At 54.3% G+C, this 22,081-nt stretch carries 21 protein-coding genes; 8 read left to right on the top strand and 13 right to left on the bottom strand.

What is annotated here, in order from left to right; all coding sequences use genetic code 11:
- Positions 1-58: 58 nt before the first annotated feature.
- The 6 genes from V6U78_RS01435 to rnhB all read left to right on the top strand — a co-directional run bounded on the left by V6U78_RS01435 (position 59) and on the right by rnhB (position 4,768).
- The gene (locus V6U78_RS01435) at positions 59-580 is read left to right on the top strand and encodes an OmpH family outer membrane protein (protein WP_405336450.1); all 522 of its coding nucleotides are present in this window, start codon (positions 59-61) and stop codon (positions 578-580) included.
- Positions 581-604: 24 nt separating this feature from the next.
- Positions 605-1,648, top strand: coding sequence for a UDP-3-O-(3-hydroxymyristoyl)glucosamine N-acyltransferase (lpxD, locus tag V6U78_RS01430; RefSeq protein WP_405336448.1), 1,044 nt, complete (start codon positions 605-607; stop codon positions 1,646-1,648).
- Between the two features lie 131 nt (positions 1,649-1,779).
- Positions 1,780-2,220 carry a 3-hydroxyacyl-ACP dehydratase FabZ gene (gene fabZ / locus V6U78_RS01425; RefSeq protein ID WP_405336446.1) on the top strand — a complete coding sequence of 147 codons (441 nt, stop codon included), beginning with the start codon at positions 1,780-1,782 and terminating at the stop codon, positions 2,218-2,220.
- A gap of 2 nt (positions 2,221-2,222) precedes the next feature.
- Positions 2,223-2,990, top strand: coding sequence for an acyl-ACP--UDP-N-acetylglucosamine O-acyltransferase (gene lpxA / locus V6U78_RS01420; RefSeq protein WP_405337070.1), 768 nt, complete (start codon positions 2,223-2,225; stop codon positions 2,988-2,990).
- On the top strand, positions 2,987-4,132 hold the full coding sequence (gene lpxB / locus V6U78_RS01415) for a lipid-A-disaccharide synthase (protein WP_405336444.1): 1,146 nt from the start codon (positions 2,987-2,989) through the stop codon (positions 4,130-4,132). The genes lpxA and lpxB overlap by 4 nt, the downstream gene beginning before the upstream one ends.
- Before the next feature lie 3 nt (positions 4,133-4,135).
- Positions 4,136-4,768, top strand: a complete 633-nt coding sequence (gene rnhB, locus V6U78_RS01410; RefSeq protein ID WP_405336442.1) for a ribonuclease HII — start codon at positions 4,136-4,138, stop codon at positions 4,766-4,768.
- Here the strand turns inward: rnhB and V6U78_RS01405 are convergent.
- The 12 genes from V6U78_RS01405 to V6U78_RS01350 all read right to left on the bottom strand — a co-directional run bounded on the left by V6U78_RS01405 (position 4,765) and on the right by V6U78_RS01350 (position 18,299).
- The gene (locus tag V6U78_RS01405; RefSeq protein WP_405336440.1) at positions 4,765-5,544 is read right to left on the bottom strand and encodes a methyltransferase domain-containing protein; all 780 of its coding nucleotides are present in this window, start codon (positions 5,542-5,544) and stop codon (positions 4,765-4,767) included. The genes rnhB and V6U78_RS01405 overlap by 4 nt on opposite strands.
- A gap of 119 nt (positions 5,545-5,663) precedes the next feature.
- The gene (locus V6U78_RS01400) at positions 5,664-6,959 is read right to left on the bottom strand and encodes an adenylosuccinate synthase (RefSeq protein ID WP_405336438.1); all 1,296 of its coding nucleotides are present in this window, start codon (positions 6,957-6,959) and stop codon (positions 5,664-5,666) included.
- Between the two features lie 35 nt (positions 6,960-6,994).
- On the bottom strand, positions 6,995-8,179 hold the full coding sequence (locus V6U78_RS01395; protein WP_405336436.1) for an ATP phosphoribosyltransferase regulatory subunit: 1,185 nt from the start codon (positions 8,177-8,179) through the stop codon (positions 6,995-6,997).
- 80 nt (positions 8,180-8,259) lie between these two features.
- On the bottom strand, positions 8,260-9,135 hold the full coding sequence (gene hflC / locus V6U78_RS01390; RefSeq protein WP_405336434.1) for a protease modulator HflC: 876 nt from the start codon (positions 9,133-9,135) through the stop codon (positions 8,260-8,262).
- Complete coding sequence (gene hflK / locus V6U78_RS01385) at positions 9,136-10,356, bottom strand: FtsH protease activity modulator HflK (protein ID WP_405336432.1); 1,221 nt, start codon at positions 10,354-10,356, stop codon at positions 9,136-9,138. It lies immediately after the preceding gene.
- A gap of 93 nt (positions 10,357-10,449) precedes the next feature.
- Complete coding sequence (gene hflX / locus V6U78_RS01380; protein ID WP_405336430.1) at positions 10,450-11,760, bottom strand: ribosome rescue GTPase HflX; 1,311 nt, start codon at positions 11,758-11,760, stop codon at positions 10,450-10,452.
- 26 nt (positions 11,761-11,786) lie between these two features.
- A complete protein-coding gene (hfq, locus tag V6U78_RS01375) occupies positions 11,787-12,023 on the bottom strand; it encodes an RNA chaperone Hfq (protein ID WP_405336428.1) in 237 nt (78 codons plus the stop codon).
- Between the two features lie 67 nt (positions 12,024-12,090).
- Positions 12,091-13,047 (bottom strand): tRNA (adenosine(37)-N6)-dimethylallyltransferase MiaA, encoded by a 957-nt coding sequence (gene miaA, locus V6U78_RS01370; RefSeq protein WP_405336426.1) that lies wholly within the window; start codon positions 13,045-13,047, stop codon positions 12,091-12,093.
- Positions 13,047-14,957: a DNA mismatch repair endonuclease MutL gene (gene mutL / locus V6U78_RS01365; RefSeq protein ID WP_405336424.1), complete on the bottom strand. Its 1,911-nt coding sequence runs from the start codon at positions 14,955-14,957 to the stop codon at positions 13,047-13,049. The genes miaA and mutL overlap by 1 nt, the downstream gene beginning before the upstream one ends.
- On the bottom strand, positions 14,954-16,303 hold the full coding sequence (locus V6U78_RS01360; protein ID WP_405336422.1) for an N-acetylmuramoyl-L-alanine amidase: 1,350 nt from the start codon (positions 16,301-16,303) through the stop codon (positions 14,954-14,956). The genes mutL and V6U78_RS01360 overlap by 4 nt, the downstream gene beginning before the upstream one ends.
- Positions 16,300-16,773: a tRNA (adenosine(37)-N6)-threonylcarbamoyltransferase complex ATPase subunit type 1 TsaE gene (gene tsaE / locus V6U78_RS01355; RefSeq protein WP_405336420.1), complete on the bottom strand. Its 474-nt coding sequence runs from the start codon at positions 16,771-16,773 to the stop codon at positions 16,300-16,302. The genes V6U78_RS01360 and tsaE overlap by 4 nt, the downstream gene beginning before the upstream one ends.
- Positions 16,770-18,299, bottom strand: coding sequence for an NAD(P)H-hydrate dehydratase (locus tag V6U78_RS01350; RefSeq protein ID WP_405336418.1), 1,530 nt, complete (start codon positions 18,297-18,299; stop codon positions 16,770-16,772). The genes tsaE and V6U78_RS01350 overlap by 4 nt, the downstream gene beginning before the upstream one ends.
- A gap of 95 nt (positions 18,300-18,394) precedes the next feature.
- Here V6U78_RS01350 and V6U78_RS01345 point away from each other — a divergent pair, with 95 nt between their 5' ends.
- Together V6U78_RS01345 and V6U78_RS01340 are read left to right on the top strand one after the other, a co-directional pair.
- Entirely contained in the window at positions 18,395-19,750 is a 1,356-nt protein-coding gene (locus V6U78_RS01345) for a Na+/H+ antiporter family protein (protein WP_405336416.1), read from the top strand.
- A 346-nt stretch (positions 19,751-20,096) separates the two neighbouring features.
- Positions 20,097-20,669, top strand: coding sequence for an RBBP9/YdeN family alpha/beta hydrolase (locus V6U78_RS01340; protein ID WP_405336414.1), 573 nt, complete (start codon positions 20,097-20,099; stop codon positions 20,667-20,669).
- Between the two features lie 147 nt (positions 20,670-20,816).
- Here the strand turns inward: V6U78_RS01340 and V6U78_RS01335 are convergent, their stop codons facing one another.
- Positions 20,817-21,848, bottom strand: coding sequence for a sulfate ABC transporter substrate-binding protein (locus V6U78_RS01335; protein ID WP_405336412.1), 1,032 nt, complete (start codon positions 21,846-21,848; stop codon positions 20,817-20,819).
- Positions 21,849-22,081 lie beyond the last annotated feature (233 nt).

Genomic DNA, 22,081 nt, shown 5'->3' with positions numbered 1-22,081 from the left:
GGCCTAACGGACATCTGTCTGTTGGATGTCATCTTTTTTTTGATTGAAGGAGTAGACCATGAAACGTTGTTCACTTTTATTGATTTTAGCGACCAGTCTTGTTTTTTCCTTAACCGCTGCAGCAGACCAGCCTGCTCGTGCTCAGCGCATCGCTGTACTCGATTGGCAGCAAGCCTTGATGAGCAGCCAGCAAGCACGTGCTGATTTGCAAGCCGCCGAAGAACGCCTCAGCAACGATCAAAGCCGAGCGCGCCAACTCCGTGAAGAAGCCAATGCACTGCAGGAACGGATGCAGCGTGATGGTGATATTATGAGCAGTGATGAACGCCGCCGCCTGAACCAAGAGATTGAGCAGAAAGCCCAGGAGTTCCAATTCCTGATGAGTCGCTTGCAACGTCAGCAGCAGGAAATGCAGCAAGAAATCGTAGAGCGCCATCGCCCTGCACTGGAGCAGGCCGTCAATGAACTGATCGAGGAACACCAGATCGATCTGCTGCTCGATCGCCAGGCTGTGGCCTTTGTTCGTCCTCAGTATGATCTCACACCCGCTGTCGCTGAAAAGCTCAACGCAGCGCAATAGTCGCACCCAGCAGAAAGAAGAGAGATGAGTATGTCCTTGACACTGGCGCAGATTGCACAACAGCTGAACGCAGAACTGCGTGGCAATGCCGAACAGACCATCACCGGCTTGGCAGGTCTGGCTGAGGCCACGGCACAACAGCTCAGCTTTTTAAGTAACCCCAAGTATGCGCCGCTGCTCAAGACCACCGCAGCAGGAGCCGTACTGGTGCACCCCAAACAGGCCGATCAGGTTCAGGGGAATGCACTGATCGTGCCCAATCCCTATCTGGCCTTTGCGCGCCTGACCCATCTTTTTGATGATCCCGCTCCGGCTCAGGCAGAGCGCCACCCCAGTGCAGTGATTCATCCAACAGCGCAGCTCCATCCCAGCGTCAGCGTAGGCCCTCATGCTGTCATTGAGGCTGGTTGCGTGATCGAAGAAGGCTGCCTGATTGGTGCGCAAAGCTTTATTGATCGTGATTGTGTCATCGGTGCAGGCACAAAAATTTACCCCAGAGTGACACTTTATCGCCGTTCCCAGCTGGGCAAAAACTGTATTCTTCACTCAGGTGTCGTCATCGGTGCTGATGGCTTTGGTTTTGCTCCTGACGGCCAGGGTGGTTGGGAGAAAATCGCTCAGCTAGGTCGTACGCTGCTCGGGGACGAGGTCGAAGTGGGGGCCAACTCGACTATCGACCGAGGTGCGCTGGGTGACACCATCATCGGTGATCAGGTCAAAATCGATAACCATGTGATGATTGGCCATAATGTGCAGGTTGGTCAGGGCACGGCGATGGCGGCCTTTGTCGGCATTTCTGGCTCCACCAAGATCGGGGCGCACTGCTTACTGGGTGGCAGCTCTGGTTATGCTGGTCATATCAGCATTTGTGATCATGTGCAGATTACAGGCATGGGCATGGTCACTGGCTCCATTACTGAACCTGGCACCTACTCATCAGGAACGGGCCTGCTGCCGAGCCAGCAGTGGCGTAAAAGTGCGGTACGTTTTCGTCAACTGGATGACTTGCACCACAAGGTGCGCGATTTAGAGAAGAAGTGTCAGCAAGGGCAGAATGCATCTAAGTAACTAATCACTTTGCAGGGTGAGCTGACTCAGGCTCTTGCACCAGCACCGCATTCAGGACTGAAGCGGTGCCATCAAAAAGCAACTAAAAAATAGCCCAGCCCACTGGGCCCATACACAGAGGCAGAAGATCCATGGTTATGGATATCAACGAAATCAAGAACTACCTTCCCCACCGCTATCCTTTCTTGTTGGTGGATCGCGTCACCGAAATGGAGCTCGGTCAATCCATCGTGGCCTATAAAAATATCACGGTGAATGAGCCTTACTTTCTTGGCCACTTCCCTGATCACCCCATCTTCCCTGGTGTGCTGATCATTGAAGCAATGGCGCAAGCAGCCGGTATTCTTGGTTTTCGTACTGTCAATAAACTGCCTAAAGATGGCCATCTTTACTACTTTGTTGGCAGCGAAAAAACACGCTTTAAACGCCCTGTGGTGCCAGGAGATCGTCTGACTTTAGAAGCCAAAGTCTTGCGCGAAAAACGTGGTATCTGGGTTTTTGCCTGCCGCTCGCATGTCGATGGTGAGCTGGTTTGTGAAACAGAAATCACCTGTGCGGAGAAAAAGGTGTGAGCTTGATTCATCCAACAGCCTTGATCGATGCCAGCGCCAAGCTGGCTGAAGACGTTGAGGTGGGTGCCTTCTCGATCATTGGCGCCGATGTCAGCATCGGTGCTGGCACTCGTATTGGGCCTCATGTGGTGATTCAGGGACCCAGCGTCATCGGTGAACGTAATCGCATTTTTCAGTTTGCCAGCATTGGTGAAGAGTGCCAGGACAAGAAGTACAAGGGTGAAGCAACACGCCTGGAAGTCGGTGATGATAACGTCTTCCGTGAGGGCGTCACCGTGCACCGTGGGACGGTTCAAGACCAGGGCTTGACTCGCATTGGCAGCCGCAATCTGTTTATGGCCTATGCCCATGTCGCGCATGACTGTGTGGTTGGCAATGATTGTATTCTGGCTAACCAGGCCACCTTGGCTGGGCATGTCAGCGTTGGTGATGGTGCGATCCTCGGCGGCTTGTCTGCGGTCCATCAGTTTAGTCGTGTTGGTGCCTATGCCATGTGTGGCGGTGGCTCCATCATTCTGAAGGATATCCCTGCCTATGCACTGGTCAGTGGTCATCCAGCCGAAACCCACGGTCTGAACTATGAAGGCATGAAGCGCCGTGGCGTCTCAAAAGAGGCCATGCAAGCCCTGCGTTCAGCTTATAAGCTGATCTTCCGCCAGGGCCTGCCTTTGCAAGAAGCCTTGGATCAGCTTGAGGCCGCACCGCGTTTACCCGAAGTACAGCTGTTTATCGATTCGATCAAAAACTCTCAGCGTGGCATCACCCGGTGAAGATTTTTGTCGTTGCAGGCGAACTCTCTGGCGATATTCTCGGCGCAGATTTGCTGCGTAGGCTGAAGCAACATTACCCTGAGGCCGAATTTCTCGGCCTCGGCGGTGAGAAGATGCAGGCGGCAGGTTTAAAAAGTCTTTATCCGCTTGAAACCCTTTCCGTGATGGGGCTGGTTGAAGTGCTCAAGCACCTGCCTAAGCTGCTGAAAGTCAGAAAGCATCTCTATCAAGCGGCCTTGGATTGGCGTGCAGACCTGATGATAGGCATCGATGCGCCTGATTTTAATCTCGGACTGGAGAAAAAACTGCGTCGTCAGGGCATCAAAACCGTCCACTATGTCAGCCCCTCGGTCTGGGCTTGGCGTCAGGGACGAATCAAGGGCATCAAAAAAAGCTGCGATTTAATGCTGACGCTGCTGCCCTTTGAGGCGGCTTTTTATCAACAACATCAAATGCCTGTCTGTTTTGTGGGACACCCTACGGCAGATCACTTTCCGCTCCAACCCGATAAGAATGCCGCACGCGCCGCTCTCCAAATCACCAACTCAGCACCTTTGATCAGCCTTCTGCCTGGCTCACGGGCAGGTGAAGTGGCCCGGCTTGCTCCCCTCTTTTTACAGGTAGCGCAACGCTTGCACCGGCGACACCCAAGCTGGCAGTTTGTACTACCGGCGGCCTCCCCTCAGCGCCATCAAGAGCTCGAGGCGCATTTAGCCCAATGGCCTGTTGAGGGGCTAAGGCTGTTACAAGGCCAGGCTGATCTTGCGCTGCAAGCGGCCGATGCCTGTTTACTGGCTTCTGGCACCGTGGCGCTTGAAGCCATGTTCTGCAAAACACCGATGGTGGTCAGCTATAAGGTTGCTCCCTTGACCTGGTGGCTGGGTAAGAAGCTGCTCAAAACGCCTTGGGTGAGTCTGCCTAATCTGCTCGCGCAAAAAACACTGGTGCCTGAACGCTTGCAAGATCAGGCGCAGCTTGAACTACTGGTTGAAGATATCGAAACACTGATCCTCAACCCTGAGGTGGCACTGACGCAGACACAAGCCTTTTATGCGCTGCATCAGCAGCTTCAATGTCAGGCCAGTGAAACGGCTGTTCAAGCCATCAAGCCACTGCTGCCCTCAGTGTCCAGCACGGAATAATCCATGTCGACTAAGAAAATACAACTCCCTGCCTTAACCGCGCAGGACATCCCCTATTCAGGCCGCTGGCTGGCGGGTGTCGATGAAGTTGGTCGCGGCCCGCTGATTGGCTCGGTCGTCGCTGCTGCCGTCATCCTCAACCCTGAGAAGCCGATTGATGGCCTGATGGACTCCAAAAAACTCAGCGAAAAGAAACGTGAAAGGCTGGCCGAGCAGATTCGTGAGCAGAGTCTGGCTTGGGCCCTAGGTGAGGCGAGTGTTGCAGAAATAGACACGCTGAATATTCTCCATGCCAGCCTGCTGGCCATGCAAAGAGCGATAGATCAGCTTGATCCAGCCGCTGAGTGGGTGCTTGTCGATGGTAACCGTCTGCCCCCACAACTGCATCAACCCGGCTTGGCGGTTGTTCAGGGAGATGCGCGCAATGCGGCCATCTCAGCGGCCTCTATTTTGGCCAAGGTGCATCGAGATCAGCAGATGCTGGCTCTGCATCAACAGCATCCAGAGTATGGCCTCGATCGCCATAAGGGCTATCCCACGGCCTTGCATCTGGCCGCCATTGAACAGCATGGTCTCTTGGATGCCCATCGACGTAGCTTTGGTCCGATCAAAAGGTGGTTGGCAGCGCACGGCTAGCCCCGCGCAGCCGGTTTTTGCGCCTGAATCAAAATATAACGCCCTAAGCGCCACCAAGGCTCCTGCTGACAGTAGCCTGCCTCCAGTGCCAGTAAGCGCTCCTGCGTTGCCTCAGGCGGAAGTTTTAAGCGCAGGTAGTCACTAAAAACACGGATGCCAGCAGGCGGCGCACACTGCCAATCGGCCAACCAGGCTTGATAGGCCGTCGGTGGCAAGGGTGAAATCGGTGTCAGGCGCTTGCCCTTGCCCTGACCACGCAAATCCTTCTCTAATGCCCGCTGCCAATTACCACGCAGCACATTCGCGAGAAACAGCGCCTCAGCATTAAAATACATTAATGACAGATATCCCCCTGGGGCCACCCAGCTTTTGAGTCGCTCAACTGCCTGAGCAGGATCCTGTAGCCACTCTAAAACCGCATGACAGACAACCAGATCAAAGGGGGCCTCCTCTTCGAGAACACCTTGGAGATCTTGCAGTGCCAGCGGCAACACCCGAATCGGATAGCGCGTTAAGCGTCGCTGTGCATAATCCAGCATTTCCTGAGCCGGCTCAGCCAGCGTGACCTGATGACCCTGAGCAGCCAGCCAGCAGGCAATCTGCCCTAGGCCACCACCGACATCCAAGACTCTCAGAGGACGATCCAAGGGAAGCTCGGCACGCATCAAGCGGCGTAGCATCTTGAGGCGGACTCGCCCCTTCTGACTCGCGTAGATATTGCGTGCAAAGCGGGCGGCCATACCTTGATTAAAATAGCGATCTTGTGAAGCTGACATCTGGATCGACCTCGTTAACACCGAAGCGCGGCCAAGCGCGCTGCATAAAAAAACACCCAGGGCGAACCCTAGGTGTTTTGTACACTCAAAGCCCCAACAAGAGCCTTGAAGAGCAGAGTTTACTGCTCAAATGGATGGCGTAGAATAATCGTCTCTTCGCGATCTGGGCCCGTCGAGATGATATCAATCGGCACACCGATTTGTGCTTGCAGGAACTGGATATAGTTTTGCGCTTCAACAGGCAACTCACTGAGTTGTTTGGCACCAACAGTGGAGCCCTGCCAGCCGGGCAGCTCTTCGTAAACCGGCTCAACAGCAGCAAAGCCTTCTGCATCAACCGGGGTATCCAGCAGCTGGCCATTTTTGTCTTTATAGCCCACACACACCTTCAGCGTATCCAGACCATCCAGTACATCAAGCTTGGTCAGGCAGATGCCAGTCACCGAGTTAATCTGAACCGCATAGCGCAGCGCCACCGCATCAAACCAACCACAACGGCGTGCACGGCCAGTCGTGGTGCCAAACTCGTGACCTTTTGCCGCCAAGTGCTCACCATCTGCATCAAACAGCTCAGTCGGCATTGGGCCAGAACCCACACGCGTGGTATAGGCCTTGGTGATACCAAGAACATAATCCAGATACATAGGGCCAAAGCCTGAGCCAGTGGCCGTTCCACCTGCGGTGGTGTTCGAGCTGGTCACAAAGGGATAGGTACCATGGTCGATATCCAGCAGTGAACCCTGCGCGCCTTCAAACATGATGTTGGCATCTTCACGGCGCAGCTGATGCAAATAAGCCGTCGTATCCGTCACCATTGGACGCAGAATTTCTGCATATTCCATGCACTGATCGAGCACCTGCTGGAAATCCACCGCTTCTTCTTTGAAGTAGTTTTTCAGCACAAAGTTATGATAATCAAGCACTTCGCCCAGCTTGGCTGCAAAACGCTCACGATGCATCAGATCACCAACACGCAAGCCACGACGCGCGACCTTGTCTTCATAAGCTGGGCCGATACCACGACCTGTGGTGCCGATCTTGGCTTCGCCACGGGCTTTTTCACGCGCTAAATCCAAACGCACATGGTATTCAAGAATCAAAGGGCAGGCTGCAGAGAGCTTGAGGCGCTCACGCACGGGCACGCCACGCTCTTCTAGCATCAGAATTTCTTTGATCAAGGCATCGGGAGCCAGCACAACACCGTTGCCTATCACGCAAGTCACACGATCACGCAAGATACCGGATGGAATCAAATGCAGGGCGGTTTTCTCCCCCTTCACCACCAGGGTATGACCTGCATTGTGCCCACCTTGAAAGCGCACGACGGCCTGCGCATTCTCAGTTAACAGGTCAACGACCTTGCCCTTGCCTTCATCACCCCACTGGGTGCCCAATACCACAACATTATTGCCCATGATCTTATCTCTGCAGCTGACGATTAATTGAAAACTCAAGCCTGAACTTCAGACTCAAAAGTTTGAAGCATCCATTGACCTTCCTGCCAAACCAGACGACGTGCTCCGTGCTCAGCTTCATCTGGCAGGGTTAAAATGACGCGCTCACCCTGACGACGCAATTGGCTGACCTGTGCCCGACCTGCTGCATCCGTGAGAATGCTGGCGGGTGCATAAATCGGTGTGGCCAGATGACATTCGGCCTGCAAGCTGGCCAGAATCTTCAAATCCGTCGAAAAACCTGTGGCTGGACGCGCACGACCAAAAGCACGGCCGATATCATCATAGCGTCCACCCTTGGCCAGCGCCTGCCCCAGTTGCGGGACATAGGCCGCAAAAACCAACCCTGTATGATAATGAAAGCCGCGCAGTTCGGATAGATCCAGATAGAGCTGCACCTGTGGATAGGCTGCGCTCAAAGCCTGCACCAGAGCCTCTAACTCATCGATGGCAGTGATGACCGACTCAGGCGCACCACTGAGTACCTGACGCGCGCGCGCCAGCACCTCGGGGCCACCATTCAGCTGCGATAAGCCCTGCAGCCAAGCCACCGCAGGCTGATCCTGCCAAGGCGCAAGCAGCGCAGGCAGCTCATCCAGACGCTTATGCTGGAGGAGATCAAACAACTCAGCCTGGGTCTCGCTCGGCAACGAGGCGGCGCTCAGCAACGCGCGATAAATACCAACATGCCCAAGATCCAGACAAAGCTGCTCGGCACCGGCCAATAGCAGACTGTCGGTCATCAAGGACAGAATCTCAAGATCACTTTGCAATCCAGCATGGCCGAACATTTCAGCACCAATTTGAATCGGTGAGCGCGAACCCAGCAGGTTATCTGCATGCGTGCGCAGCACCTCACTGGAATAGCAAAAACGCGTCACACCCTGCTGGCGCATAGAGTGGGCATCCATCCGCGCGACTTGTGGCGTCACGTCGGCACTGACGCCCATCATCCGGCCAGTGAGTTGATCCATCACTTTAAAGGTTTGCAAATCAAGATCATGCCCTGCGCCAGTGAGCAGGGACTCCAAAAACTCAACCTTGGGAGGCAAAACCAGATCATAACCCCAGCTGTGAAACACATCTAATAGCTGACGCCGTAGATTTTCGATTTGACGGGCCTGAGGCGGCAAGACTTCGCCCATCCCATCAGGTAAAAGCCAAGAATCAGCTAGGCTCATCCTCTTCTCCTGGTCTTAGAAAACATAAAAAACCGGGAGATGAACTCCCGGTCAGAGGCATGGACCTCTTTTTAGCCTAACTACTGACGGCCTGATGAATTATCCAAAAAGCGGAAGAATTCGCTTCTTGGGCTCACCACGATCAGATCATCTGGGCTATTAAAGGCCGCTTGATAAGCCTGAGTGCTGCGCAGGAAGCTGAAGAACTCAGGGTCTTGGCCAAAGGCCGCTGCGTAAGTCCGCGTGGCAATCGCATCACCCTCACCGCGCATGATTTCAGAATCACGCTGAGCTTCAGCTAACAGCACCTCACGCGCACGGTCAGCACGGGCGCGAATACGCTCACCCTCTTCCTGACCTTGAGCACGATACTCACGCGCTTCACGCTGACGCTCAGAACGCATCCGCTCATAGACCGAGGCGGTGACTTCTGTTGGCAGCTCGATTCGCTTGACGCGCATATCGATCACGGCAATACCCATTTCTTCAGCAAGCGCACGGTTCAGCGTTACCATCGGGCCTGCCATCAGCTCATCACGCTGCTCGCTGACAATTTCTTGCAGTGAACGACGACCAAACTCATTCCGCAGAGCCTGATCGACCCGAGGAGCAATCAGACTGGCAGCGACCTGCTGATCACCTGAAGTCGCTTGGTAAAAGCGCGTTACATCTACAATACGCCACTTGACGAAGGAGTCAACAATCACCCCTTTACGGTCCCCAGTCAGGTAACGTGAAGGACGTGTATCCAGTGTCTGAACGCGTGTATCGAAAAGACGCACTGTGTTGTAAACAGGGATTTTCATGTGCAGACCTGCACCGATATCTGTTTCAACAATTTTACCAAATTGGAGGCGAATCCCTGTCTGGGTTTCTTTTACCACATACAAGCTGCTACTGGCTAACAAGGCCAGACCAGCTAGGATAGTTAAGGCTACCATTGAACGAGCATGCATTTAGCGGCCCTCCCTACGAGTTGTATTGCCGGTCGATTGGCGCTCACGCGCTCTTTCCAGAACCCGATCAGTCAGCAACTCTAAATCCTGATCCTGCAAGCTATTGCTGGACGAAGCCGCAGAACGAGGCGCAGAAGAGCCCTGACCAAGGCGATCCAGAGGCAGATAGAGCATATTGTTGCTGCCCTCATCTGTATCAAGCAGTACCTTGCTAGAGTTCGACAAAACTGCCTGAATCGCTTCGATATAGAGACGCTCGCGAGTGATTTCAGGAGCTTGGCTGTACTCGTTCAGCAGGGCCACAAAGCGGCTGCTTTCACCTTCTGCGCGTGCTACGACCGCTTCCAGGTAGGCTTCCGCTTCTTGGCGAATCCGCTCTGCACGACCTTGTGCCTCAGGCAGAATACTCTGCGCATAGGCATTAGCTTGGTTGATGCTGCGCTCACGATCTTCACGCGCGCGAATCACGTCATCAAAAGCTGACTGCACTTCATCAGGTGCTGAGGTGCCTTCAATGTTGACTGTTTGCAGGCGAATACCCAGACCAAGATTTTCGTTATTCAAATAGCGTTGCAGACGATCGAATAAGCCTGTCGCTAGGACCTCACGGCCTTCGGTCAGAATGGCCGTCAAGTTGGTGGTACCCACTTCATGACGCAAAGACGAATCCAGTGCAAACTCCAGGCTGCGTTCTGGATCACGGACGTTGATGATAAAGTCCTTGGGGTTTTCCACCAAATACTGGATCGATACCGCAACCTGCACCAGGTTTTCATCGCGCGTCAGCATGGTGGCACGCTGGCTCTGCGAGCGAATACGCGTCACGTTGACCTTGGTGACTGAATCAATCAGCGGCGGATTCCAACGCAAACCCGGATTGACCGTTTCATGGTATTTACCCAAACGCATGACAACGCCACGCTCGGCTTCATCCACCAGATAGAAGCCGCTGGCAACCCAGATGGCCAGCACGAGGACGCCCGCCAGCAGGGTTAAGCCAAAACCGCCAAAGCGTGAAGGCTTCTTCTGGCCTGAGCCACCTTGACCACCCCCGCCAAACACACCACCCAGCTTATCCTGAAACTTCTTTAAAGCTTCATCGAGATCTGGTGGGCCTTGATTCGGGCCTTTTTGCTGTCCAGAGTTACGATCTGGCTTGCGCCCACCGCTTCCCCAAGGATCGTGTTGATTGCCATGACCACCCGGCTCATTCCACGCCATAGATTTGCTCCCGCTAAGAGAAATGGAAAGTTATTTTGACCCAAAACTGCTACCGCAAAATTGACGCCATGCTACCTGAAAAAGTGTATCAGGTCATGGTTTTGTCATTGCTGGCTGGTTGTTCGCTAATAAGTCGGCCTCATCTAACTGTTGTGCAGTGAGCAGTTGACGCCAGTCCTTCAGTGAGCAGCGCACACTGAGCAGGCTATCGCCTTGTTCATCATGCACCTCATTTTGGACTGCACCCAAGGCAAAGAGTGCTGCGCGCAGCCGCCCTTGCTCAGGCTTAACACGCAGCTCAGCACTAAACAAAGGAGGCACGAGGCGCTCGCGAATGGCCTCGAGGAGCAGATCCAAACCTGCGCCGGTCACGGCAGACAACCAAACAGCGACAGGCTGGCCGCTGGCGTCGCGATCGATGCGTGGCGCTTGTTCTAATAAGTCCAACTTATTGAAAACCAACAAGACAGGGACTTCGTGGGCTTCGATCTCACGCAGTACTTCTTCGACCTGATGTTGATTGTCTTCTCGTTCCTGACTCGCCGCATCCACGACATGCAACAAGAGGGTTGCAGCTGCCGCTTCCTGTAAAGTGGCTTGAAACGCCTCGACCAGCTTGTGCGGCAGATGGCGAATAAAGCCGACAGTATCGGCCAAAATAATCGGCCCCACATCTGGCAAATCAAGACGTCGCAAGGTGGGATCGAGTGTTGCAAACAACTGATCAGCAGCATAGACCTTCGCGGCAGTGAGGCTATTAAACAGTGTGGATTTACCCGCATTGGTATAGCCAACCAGCGACACGGCCGGAATCTCGGCTTGCACGCGCGCGCGACGGCTGTTTTCACGCTGAACGCGCACTTTTTTGAGACGGCGATGAATCGCACTGATGCGAAGGCGTAATAAGCGCCGGTCTGTCTCAAGCTGGGTTTCCCCTGGCCCGCGAAGGCCAATACCGCCTTTTTGGCGTTCAAGGTGTGTCCAGCCACGGATCAAACGCGTGCTCATAAACTCCAGCTGCGCCAACTCCACCTGCAACTTGCCTTCATAGGTGCGCGCGCGCTGAGCAAAAATATCGAGAATCAAGCCGGTACGATCCAGCACGCGGCATTGCAGCTCAGCTTCGAGGTTGCGTTCCTGAGAGGGCTTCAAACTATGGTTGAACAGCACAAGATCAGCATCATGCTCTTTAATCGCCTGACGGATCTCATCCAGCTTGCCTTCACCAACAAAATAGCGTGGCGAGGGCAGTGAGCGCTTGCCTTCTATTAAGGCCATGGTTTCTGCGCCAGCCGAGCGTGCTAGCTCAAGAAATTCCTGGGTATCTTCTTTGTCTTTATCGTCTGGCAATTCGATATGGACAAGGACGGCACGTTCGCCGCCCTTTTCGCGTTCAAAAAACAAATAGCAACTCCTCGTGATACGCCGGCCTAGCTCTCTTCTTCATCCTGAGCAGGCAGACGGACATTCCGCGATGGGACCACTGTTGAGATAGCATGCTTGTAAACCATCTGGCTGACGGTATTACGCAGCAAAATCACAAACTGATCAAAGGATTCAATCTGACCTTGCAACTTGATGCCGTTGACCAGAAAGATCGATACAGGTACGCGCTCTTTACGCAGTAAATTCAGATAAGGATCTTGTAGTGTTTGCCCTTTAGACATTCTTTTCTCCCTTCAATAATTTAGAGTTTTTTTGATTTTTTAGTCTTGCTCAACCCAAACAGGCTCATTATAGCGCTGTCTGTCCTGCTTTGCCGATAAACTCCGCGACCTGCTTTTGTACCTGATCAAGCAACTGTGGCTGCTGACTCTCTTGCCAGACCAAGCCGGACCAAGAGCGCATCCAAGTCAGCTGACGCTTGGCTAATTGACGGGTAGCGGCCTTGGCTTTTTCATGCAACTCAGCCAGGCTGAAATCGCCATCAAGATACTGCCAGACCTGACGATACCCGACTGCACGCATCGAGGGTAGACCTAAATGCAAATCATCCCGACGTCGCAAGGCTTCGACCTCTTGAATCAGCCCCTGTTCCATCATCATGTCCCATCTTTGACCGATACGCTGATGAAGAAAAGCGCGATCGGCGGGAGCCAAACCCAGTTGCAACACCTGCCAAGGGAAGGGCTCGCTCTGCTGCTCCTGCCATAGCTGGCTACGGGTTTTGCCTGTGAGCTGCCACAACTCCAAAGCACGGACAGTGCGCTGTGGATCATGGCAGGAAATTTTTGCCGCAGATTCAGGATCGAGCTGCTGTAAACGCGCATGCAAGGCCACGCAGCCTTGCTCTGCCAGCTCGGCCTCTAATGCAGCCCGTATTTCAGGATCGGCAGCAGGTAGATCTGCCTCGCCTGCCAGCAGGCGCTGAAAATACAAGGCCGTCCCGCCTACCAGCAAAGGCACACGCCCAGCAGCGGTGATCGCCGCCATCTCAGCCAAGGCATCGCGGCGAAAATCACCCGCTGAGTAGCTTTCAGCCGGATCGCGAATATCCAGCAAACGATGCGGGGCGATGGCCAGCGTCGCCGCATCTGGCTTGGCCGTGCCGATATCCATCTGACGATAGACCAGCGCTGAATCCACGCTAATAATGTCACATGGCAAGGTTTGAACAAGGCGCACGGCCAGGTCTGTTTTTCCGGAAGCCGTGGGACCCATCAGAAAAATAGCGGGGGGAAAAGCTGGCATTAGCGCCCTCTTAGAAAAAGTTGATCCAAATCTTTCATGCTCAATTGATACCAGGTTGGGCGACCATGGTTACATTGATCACTGCGTTCAGTGCTTTCCATTTGGCGAAGGAGCGCGTTCATCTCGGCCAGGCTCAGCTGATGGCCTGCACGCACTGAGGTGTGACAAGCCAATGTTGCCAGCACTTCATTGATAGCCGCCTCCAGCTGATGACTGGTGCCAAAGCGCGCCAGCTCCTCCAGCAGGGCAATCACCAGAGGCTCAAAACCTCGCTCTTGCCTCAGTAGAGCAGGAAGGCAGCGCACCGCGAGCGTATCCGGGCCCAGCACCGCCAGCTCCACACCCAGATCAGCCAAAATTGCCTGCTGCTCTTGCGCCACCTGCACCAGCTCTTCAGTCACCGAAAGACTTTGCGGCACGAGTAAAGGCTGAGCCACCAAGGGCCGCTCTAGCCAACCTTGTTTCAGGCGCTCGTAGGTCATACGCTCATGCGCGGCATGCATATCCACCACCACCAGCCCCTGCTGATTCTGCGCCAGGATATAAATGCCATGTAATTGGGCCAGCGCATAACCCAAAGGCGGCAGGGTGTTGGCCGCAGGCTGCTGAGTCGTAGACGGCGCGGTTTCTGGCACCCCAGCGGTTGCAGGCTCAGCCAGAGCCGCATAAAAAGCCAAGGTGCTGCCATCAGCTGTAGGCGATGGACGCTGTACCGGCGCACTTTCTCGCACCTGCAGGCTGAGCGCTGACTGTTCACTCAATGTCGGCCAAGGCGACGGTGCAGCCGCAGCAGGTGAGCTACTGCTGTGCAACAAGCTATCAGCTGCCTGCTGGCTCGATGGCTCAACCGACAAGGACTCCTGTCCGATCAAGGCACCCGACAAGCGCTTATGCAAGCTGGAAAAGATAAAATCATGCACCCAGCGCCCATCGCGAAAACGCACTTCATGTTTGGTGGGATGCACGTTCACATCCACCACACGCGGGTCGAGTTCGAGATAAAGCACAAACACCGGATGACGACCAGAATAGAGCACATCTTTATACGCCTGACGCACCGCATGTGCCACCAGCTTATCGCGTACCGCACGACCATTCACAAAGAAATACTGACGATCTGCCTGAGCACGCGCATAGACTGGCAGGCCAACCCAGCCCCAGAGGCGTATCCCGCTGGCCTGCTGATCCAGCTGCAAGGATTGGCTTAAAAACTCACGCCCCAAGAGTTGCCCCAAACGGGCCGCGAGCGGCGGCGCATCCAAGCCCTCCGATGCCGCCAGAGCAGGCAGGCGATATAAATACTTATCCTGATGCTGGAGTGTAAAACCCACATCATGGCGCGATAAGGCCAAACGGCGAAAGGTTTCTTCTAGATGATTGAGTTCTGTTCTTTCAGTGCGCAGAAACTTGCGTCTTGCTGGCGTATTGAAGAATAAATCACGCACCACCAGCGTTGTGCCTTGCGGGTGAGGGGCAGGTGAAACCCGCGCCTGCATCTCACGCCCCTCGGCCACTACACGCCAGCCCTGCGCCTTACTGGCAGTGGCCGAGGTGAGTTCAAGACGCGAGACGGAGCTGATCGAGGCCAGGGCCTCACCACGAAACCCCAGACTGGCGACACCCTCCAGATCATCCAGCGTGGTGATCTTGCTGGTGGCGTGACGAGCGAGAGCCAGAGGTAAATCCGCTTCAGAGATCCCCCGTCCATTATCCCTGACTTGCAGACGCTTAATGCCGGCTTGATCCAGTTCAATATCAATTTGGGTGGCGCCAGCATCCAGGCTGTTTTCGACCAGTTCCTTGAGCACGGATGCCGGACGCTCGACCACTTCACCTGCGGCGATCTGGTTCGCCAAGCGAGGCGATAAAACATGAATACTGTGGTTTAAAACATCAAGATTCTGGCTCATGAAGCGGGAATCCTTAAACGTTGCCCAACTTGAATCACATCATTGCTCAAGCCGTTTAAGCGGCGTAACTCTCCGATATCCACACCATTGCGCCGCGCAATTTCTGACAGGGTATCCCCTCGGCGAATCACGTAATCACGCGCAGGAGACTCTTGTGCCGCCAACAGGGTGTTGGGTGGAGGGTGATCACGAAAATACTCTTGGATACCCTGTGCAATCTGGCGTGCCATCTGGCGTTGATACTGACGATCACGCAGCCGCTGCTCTTCTTGCGGATTCGAGATAAATCCGGCCTCAATCAGCATCGAGGGTAGATCAGGCGAGCGCAGGACCAAAAAATTGGCCTGCTCCACATTGCGCTTATGCAGGCGATTAATCTGCCCCATCTGGCGCAAAACACGCCCACCCGCATTGAGGCTTTCTGACAGGGTCGCGGTCATCGACAAATCCACCAGCACGTTCGCCAGCACTTCATCCTTATCATCCAAGGTGAGCAAGCCCTCAACACCGCCAATCAAATCCGCACGGTTTTCTGCATCAGCCAGCCAGCGCGCGGATTCTGAAGTTGCCCCACGCTGAGAAAGCACATATACAGACGAGCCGCGTGGCTGGGGTGAACGATAGGCATCCGCATGGATCGAGACAAAAAGATCAGCACGCGCCTCACGCGCTATTTCGACCCGTTGACGCAACCCAACATAGTAATCACCGGTTCGCGTCAGGACGGTCTCAAACGCAGGATCGGCATCCAAAAGACGCGCGACTTCCTGCGCGATCGCAAAGACTACCAACTTTTCACGCGTTCCTGCTGGCCCGATGGCCCCTGGATCTTCACCGCCATGCCCTGGATCGATCGCGACCACGATCCGTCTTGGATCACGCCCCCGCTGTGCCTGTCGCGCAACACTGGCCGCACGCTGGGTCGGAGACACCTGGTCAGGCATCACCAGATCAACAACCAGACGATGCCCATACTGCTGATTCGGGCGCAATAAGAAGCTGCGCGGCTGTACCTCTTGCGATAAATCCAAGACCACACGCAGATGATGCTGATCCCGCACCGCAGAGCGTACCCGCTGAATCGGCGTGCCATCTAGGCTTGGGCTGAGGGGACTATTCAGGCGCACCTGTTGCATATCAATGACCAAGCGGCGCGGATTCTCCAGCATAAAAACCCGATGCTGGATCGGGCCATTTAAATCAAAAACCAAGCGCGTATGATCCGGCGCGGGCCAGACACGCAAGCCTTCAATACGCTGCTGGGCTTGCAGATCCGCCGTAAAAAAAAGCAGCAACAAGCAGAGTGAGAGCCAGCGCCGATTCAACAGTGCACAAACAGACTTCATAAAAAGCTCGACTCAGTGTCCATCAAGTGCGTCAGCACCGAACGCCCTGACTCAGTCAGCGCCTGAATTTCCAACAAACGACCAGAAGACTGCACATGCAGGGTGAGCAGCACATCAGGCTGGGGCAAGAAACCCTGCCCTTTTTGGGGCCACTCGATCAGGCACAAGGCCTCCTGCTGCAAGTAATCACGAATACCTATGTACTCCAGCTCTTCAGGATCAGCCAGACGATAGAGATCAAAATGATAAACCTGGCGCTCTGCCAGTAGATAAGGCTCGACCAGCGTATAGGTCGGGCTCTTTACTGCTCCCTGATGCCCCAAGGCCTGGATGATGCCGCGAACCAAGGTGGTTTTACCCGCACCCAGATCGCCCTCAAGAAAAACCACACCTTGATGGAGAACATTCGCCAGCTGAGCACCCAACGCCAGCTGGGCGGCCTCATCGGCAAGAAAATAGCTTTTTTTCATGCTTGCGCTGACTCCTTCATGCCATTCACGCCAAGTCTTAGATATGTTAACAGATCACTGGGAAGGAGTCCGACAGGAGATGATCCCGCAGCCTGATCTCCTGCCCAAGCATGGAGCAGCACACCCTGACAGGCGGCCTCATAAGGCGTGCGCCCTTGCGCCATTAAGGCGGCAATACAACCAGTGAGCAGATCCCCCATCCCAGCCACCGCCATACCTGGGTTACCCAAGGGACATAAACAGGGTCGCTCACCTGAGGCACTGGCGATCAAGCTTCCTGAGCCTTTTAGCACCACCTGAGCCTGCGTCTGCTGCGCCAACTGCTTCACCGCAGCTAGGCGATCCTGCTCTACAACCTCGACAGAGCAACCCAGCACACGCGCAGCTTCCGCCGGATGCGGCGTGATCACTGTCTCAGCATCCAACACCCCTCCCAGCTGCGCCAACAGATTCAATGCATCCGCATCCATCACTGTCGGGCCAGACCAAGCCAGAGCGGCCTGATATAAAGTCTGGGCATCGGCTTGCTGCCCCAGACCCGGACCGATCACCAGTACATCGCACCAGGCGAGCGCCGCCTTGAGCACCTCTGCTTGAGAGGGCGTCCAGCTTTGTACCATCAGCTCTGGCTGAGCGGCAATCACTAGCGTCACCAGATCAGGAGGCAGCAATAATTTGACCCGCCCCGCCCCTGAGCGCAAAGCTGCCTGGGCCGCCAATAGCGCCGCACCGGCCATCTCACCACCTAAAACCAACACCTTGCCCTGCTGCCCCTTATGGGCACTGGCTGGACGCTTGAGTGCGGGCAGCTTGTCTCTGAGCTCGGCCAGCGGCGCAGGTGGAGTGGCAACACGCGCAGGCACCCCCAGATCAGCCAAAAAGAGGGCGCCAACATAATCTCGCCCGCGCCCAGTAAAGAGCCCGAGCTTCCAGCCAATAAAAGTTAAGGTGACTTCCGCGACCACAGCGATTGGACTCGGCTGACCCGTATTGGCATTTAAACCCGAGGGGAGATCCAGTGCCAAGACAGGACAACTAGCGCTGTTGATCTGCTCTATCCACGCCACATAGGGATCCCGCAACTCAGCCTGTAGCCCGACACCCAATAGACCATCGACCAACACATCATAGCCTTCTAAATCAGCCTGATGCGCGGCCACCTGTCTTGCTTGCAATCCCGCTGCTTGTAGCGCCTGCCAGGCCAAGGCGACCTCTTCGATCTGTAGCTGCATCGGCTGCGCCAAGTAGATATCCACCTCAACACCAGCCTGCTGAGCAAAGACCGCCAGCATCAAACCATCGCCCCCGTTTTTGCCCGCACCGCAGATGACCGCCAAACGCTGACACTTCGGCCAGCGCTGCTGTACTAGCTGCCAGGCTTGGCGTGCAGCGGCTTGCATCAGACTAAAACCAGCGACGCCTGCCTCTATCGCCAAACGATCCAGCGTCTGAATGGCTGCAGCAGAATACAGCGGCCAACTGACAGCTAGATTGCCAGAAGCAGGTGGCCAAGCGAAAAGAGCCATATCGACATCTCCTTATTTTAAACTGACGTTTGACGCTCAGAGACAGTCAAAAACCTTTCTGCTACCCTAGCGCATTTTTAAATGAAGGAAAAATCATGAACGCAGTCATTTTGGCCGTTTTGGTCATGGTGGTGCTCAGTCTCGCGCGCATCTCAGTGGTGTTCGCCTTGATCGTTGCAGCATTATTGGGCGGTCTGGTCAGTGGACTGAGTTTAGATCAAGTCATGGAAGCCTTTCATGCTGGTTTAGGCAAGGGTGCAGGTATTGCACTCGCCTATGCTGCGCTGGGAGCTTTCGCGGTGGCACTGGCCCGCTCTGGGGTCACTGAGCGTCTGGCCTCACTGCTGATTGGCCGTGCCAATCAAAATGCTGCACAGACAGGCCGTTTTTTTGCGATCAGCCTGCTGGGTCTGATTCTGCTGGTCTCGATCAGTTCCCAGAATATTCTGCCAGTGCATATCGCTTTTATCCCGGTGCTGATTCCGCCATTACTGGCAATCTTTAATCGTCTGGAGCTGGATCGCCGCGCTGTCGCCTGTGTCATTACCTTCGGCATTACCGCACCCTATATGCTGCTGCCTGTAGGTTTTGGTGCGATTTTCTTAAACGATATTCTGCTTAGCAATTTGAACGCCGCAGCAGAAGAATTTGAGATCACCTTTGAGGCCGCAACAGTGCCCTTGGCGATGCTGATTCCGATTAGCGGTATGCTGCTTGGCCTGATCACGGCTGTTTTCTTTAGCTATCGCAAGAAAAGACAGTATGAGGCTCGCCCAGTTGGTGTGCAGCAGGCAGGTTCAGACGCAGAAACCACGACGGTGCCACCACGCCTGCAACCTTGGCAGTGGGGGATAATCATCGCGGCGGTACTGGCCACACTGGTGGTGCAGTTAAAATATGATTCGATGGTGCTCGGCGGTCTGATCGGCTTTGCTATTTTGTCTCTTAGCGGTGTTTTTCGCTGGAAAGAACAGGATGATCTGTTTACTGAGGGCATGCGCATGATGGCGCTGGTCGGCTTTATTATGATCACCGCCTCTGGCTTTGCCAGTGTGATGCAGGCCACCGGAGAAGTCCCCGCGCTGGTGGAAAGCTCGGTTGAGCTGATCGGTGATAATAAGGGGCTAGCCGCTCTGATCATGCTACTGGTGGGCTTATTTATTACGCTCGGTATTGGCTCTTCCTTCTCGACCATCCCGATTATTGCTGCGCTGTATGTGCCTTTAGCAATCAGCTTTGGCTTTTCGCCTCTGGCGACAATTGCTCTGGTCGGCACCGCAGCGGCACTGGGTGATGCTGGCTCTCCTGCCTCGGATTCAACACTGGGTCCAACCGCTGGTCTGAACGCGGATGGTCAGCATGATCATATCTGGGATTCGGTCGTGCCCACCTTTATTCACTACAATCTGCCCTTACTGGCCTTTGGCTGGGCTGCGGCAATGCTGCTCTAGTCAATACGCTGATCAAGAGTGCAGAGGCCCAGTGTCTCTGCACTTTCAAGCTCCAATCTTTTTCTCCACCACCTTCCAAGTGATCCAAAAGCCTTCCTGTTATCCAAAAGCCTTCCTGTTATCCAAAAGCCTTCCTGTTATCCAAAAGCTGCCCAGTGATCTAAAAGCCTTCCGGTTATCTAGAGATCTTCCAGAAGGGTTGATCCAGTGCCGTTCAACGCGGTTTGATGCATCCCCCCAGCCACCCTTTATCGCTAAAAAGAATAAAAACAGCTTTTCTTATTCCTTCTTGAGAAGATCTTTTTTCGCTAGAGTTCGCCCAGAGTAAATCAACGAGGTGAAGACCATGCGCCCAATCCATTATCTGATTCTTCCTGGCTGGCAAGGCTCAGCGGCTGATCACTGGCAAAGCCACTGGCAGACGCATTTACAACCGGCTTCACGCCTGAGCGTAGCAAGCTGGGATGCACCTGATCCAGCTGACTGGCAGCAGGCTTTAAGTGCGCATCTGGTTCAACTGGATGCCCCTGTTGTGCTGATTGCGCATAGCCTTGGCTGTGTCAATCTCGTCAACTGGGCTGCACAAGCCTCACCCATACAGCGCGCTCAGATTCAAGCCGCCCTACTGGTGGCCCCCGCTGATGTTGAGCGCCCCAACTGCCCAGCCGCGCTGCTGCCCTTTGCTCCCATCGCTCGCCAGCCATTGCCCTTCCCGGCTTTAGTCATCGGCTCGACCAATGATCCAGCCGCCAGTGCAGCGCGGGTCAACGCCCTAGCGCACGCCTGGCAAGCACCCTGCCTGATTCTGGAGCAGGTCGGGCATATCAATAGTGCCTCTGGCCATCATCGCTGGGAGCAGGGCTGGCAGTATCTCGATCAACTACTCACCACAACACAAATGAAAGTCCAGGAAGCCTAGGAAGCCTAGGAAGCCTAGGAAGCCTAGGAAGCCTAGGAAGCCTGCCCACTAGATCACCAAGCCTTCATCACAACAAGTTCAGACAAGCTATCCCCGCTGCAAGATCAAGCTCTGCAGCGGGGATTCGAGCCTCAGACTCATCCAGCGCTAACGCTGATTCGCGATCTCGGCCAGAAGCTGATCAAAAAGAGCCCCAGCAGCAAAATGCCGTTCATGCACTGTTTGCCAATCACCAAAGTATTCTTCAAGCGTGATCAAATGCAGGGGCGGAAAGCGATCACGCCATTGCTCTAAAATCACTAGATTAACGGGACGATAAAAATGCTGGGCAATGATCTGTTGCCCAGCATCGGAATACAACTGCTCAAGATACGCCTGTGCAGCCGCCCGTGTTCCACGACGATCAACATTGGCATCAAGAATCGTGACTGGAGGCTCCGCCAGAATGCTGACGGAGGGGGTCAGAATCTCAAAGCGACCAGGAGCCAGATTGTTCACCGCAAGATGTGCCTCGTTCTCCCAAGCCAACAACACATCACCCTGCCCACGTTGAATAAAGGTATTGGTCGCCCCGCGCGCACCTGGGTCTAAAATCGGCACACGTGAGAAAAGCTGACGCATAAACGCATAGGCCTCGGCTTCACCATAGGTCTGCTCTGCATACGCCCAAGCCGCCAGATAGTTCCAACGCGCACCACCTGAGGTTTTAGGATTCGGCGTGATGACCTGCACATCCTCACGCACCAAATCAGACCAATCCTGAATATTCTTAGGGTTACCTGCACGCACCAAAAACACAATGGTTGACTGATAAGGCGCACTGTTGTGTGGCAATCTGTGCTGCCAGTCTTCAGGAATCAACTGGCGCTGACGAGCCAGCTGATCAATATCATAAGCCAGCGCCAGCGTAGCCACATCCGCTGGCAGCCCCTCCATTAAAGAACGTGCCTGACTGGCAGAACCGCCATTGGATAAACGCACCTGTACACGCTGGCCAGTTTGCTCTAACCACCATTGCGAGAAATAAGCATTGTAATCTCGATAGAGTTCACGCGTGGGGTCATAGGACACATTCATTAAAGTCAGGCTGCGGGCAGGCGTATTTGCACTCATCAATAACAGCAAGCTCGAAATAAAAGCAAAAACAAGACGAGTCGATATCAGTTTGAAATAACGCATTCTAATTAAAGCTCCAGATCTTTCAGGTGAGACAAGGTCATTCAGACTAAAGCAAAAAATTAAGACCACAAAAGAATAAAAGAAGAGCCATTCATCGCAAAAAAGAATATGGAACGCAGTTTTTCTTGGTTGGGATCCATGCGCTGCCGCATTAAATTGATCGAACTGAAAAGAACAGAGTGAGTGCTTGCCATGAAAAACCTACGAATGTGTTGCTGTTACTTGCCATCTGT

The sequence above is a fragment of the Marinospirillum alkalitolerans genome (assembly GCF_045055655.1).
Classification (GTDB): Bacteria; Pseudomonadota; Gammaproteobacteria; order Pseudomonadales; family Halomonadaceae; genus Marinospirillum; species Marinospirillum alkalitolerans.
This window is presented reverse-complemented; position numbering and strand designations above follow the sequence as displayed.

Bases quoted from the DNA above. Each gene is read 5' to 3' on its own strand.
- V6U78_RS01435 (WP_405336450.1), top strand. From the start codon at position 59: ATGAAACGTTGTTCACTTTTATTGATTTTAGCGACCAGTCTTGTTTTT.
- lpxD (WP_405336448.1), top strand. From the start codon at position 605: ATGAGTATGTCCTTGACACTGGCGCAGATTGCACAACAGCTGAACGCA.
- fabZ (WP_405336446.1), top strand. From the start codon at position 1,780: ATGGTTATGGATATCAACGAAATCAAGAACTACCTTCCCCACCGCTAT.
- rnhB (WP_405336442.1), top strand. From the start codon at position 4,136: ATGTCGACTAAGAAAATACAACTCCCTGCCTTAACCGCGCAGGACATC.
- V6U78_RS01405 (WP_405336440.1), bottom strand. From the start codon at position 5,544: ATGTCAGCTTCACAAGATCGCTATTTTAATCAAGGTATGGCCGCCCGC.
- V6U78_RS01400 (WP_405336438.1), bottom strand. From the start codon at position 6,959: ATGGGCAATAATGTTGTGGTATTGGGCACCCAGTGGGGTGATGAAGGC.
- V6U78_RS01395 (WP_405336436.1), bottom strand. From the start codon at position 8,179: ATGAGCCTAGCTGATTCTTGGCTTTTACCTGATGGGATGGGCGAAGTC.
- hflC (WP_405336434.1), bottom strand. From the start codon at position 9,135: ATGCATGCTCGTTCAATGGTAGCCTTAACTATCCTAGCTGGTCTGGCC.
- hflK (WP_405336432.1), bottom strand. From the start codon at position 10,356: ATGGCGTGGAATGAGCCGGGTGGTCATGGCAATCAACACGATCCTTGG.
- hfq (WP_405336428.1), bottom strand. From the start codon at position 12,023: ATGTCTAAAGGGCAAACACTACAAGATCCTTATCTGAATTTACTGCGT.
- miaA (WP_405336426.1), bottom strand. From the start codon at position 13,047: ATGCCAGCTTTTCCCCCCGCTATTTTTCTGATGGGTCCCACGGCTTCC.
- mutL (WP_405336424.1), bottom strand. From the start codon at position 14,957: ATGAGCCAGAATCTTGATGTTTTAAACCACAGTATTCATGTTTTATCG.
- V6U78_RS01360 (WP_405336422.1), bottom strand. From the start codon at position 16,303: ATGAAGTCTGTTTGTGCACTGTTGAATCGGCGCTGGCTCTCACTCTGC.
- tsaE (WP_405336420.1), bottom strand. From the start codon at position 16,773: ATGAAAAAAAGCTATTTTCTTGCCGATGAGGCCGCCCAGCTGGCGTTG.
- V6U78_RS01350 (WP_405336418.1), bottom strand. From the start codon at position 18,299: ATGGCTCTTTTCGCTTGGCCACCTGCTTCTGGCAATCTAGCTGTCAGT.
- V6U78_RS01345 (WP_405336416.1), top strand. From the start codon at position 18,395: ATGAACGCAGTCATTTTGGCCGTTTTGGTCATGGTGGTGCTCAGTCTC.
- V6U78_RS01340 (WP_405336414.1), top strand. From the start codon at position 20,097: ATGCGCCCAATCCATTATCTGATTCTTCCTGGCTGGCAAGGCTCAGCG.
- V6U78_RS01335 (WP_405336412.1), bottom strand. From the start codon at position 21,848: ATGCGTTATTTCAAACTGATATCGACTCGTCTTGTTTTTGCTTTTATT.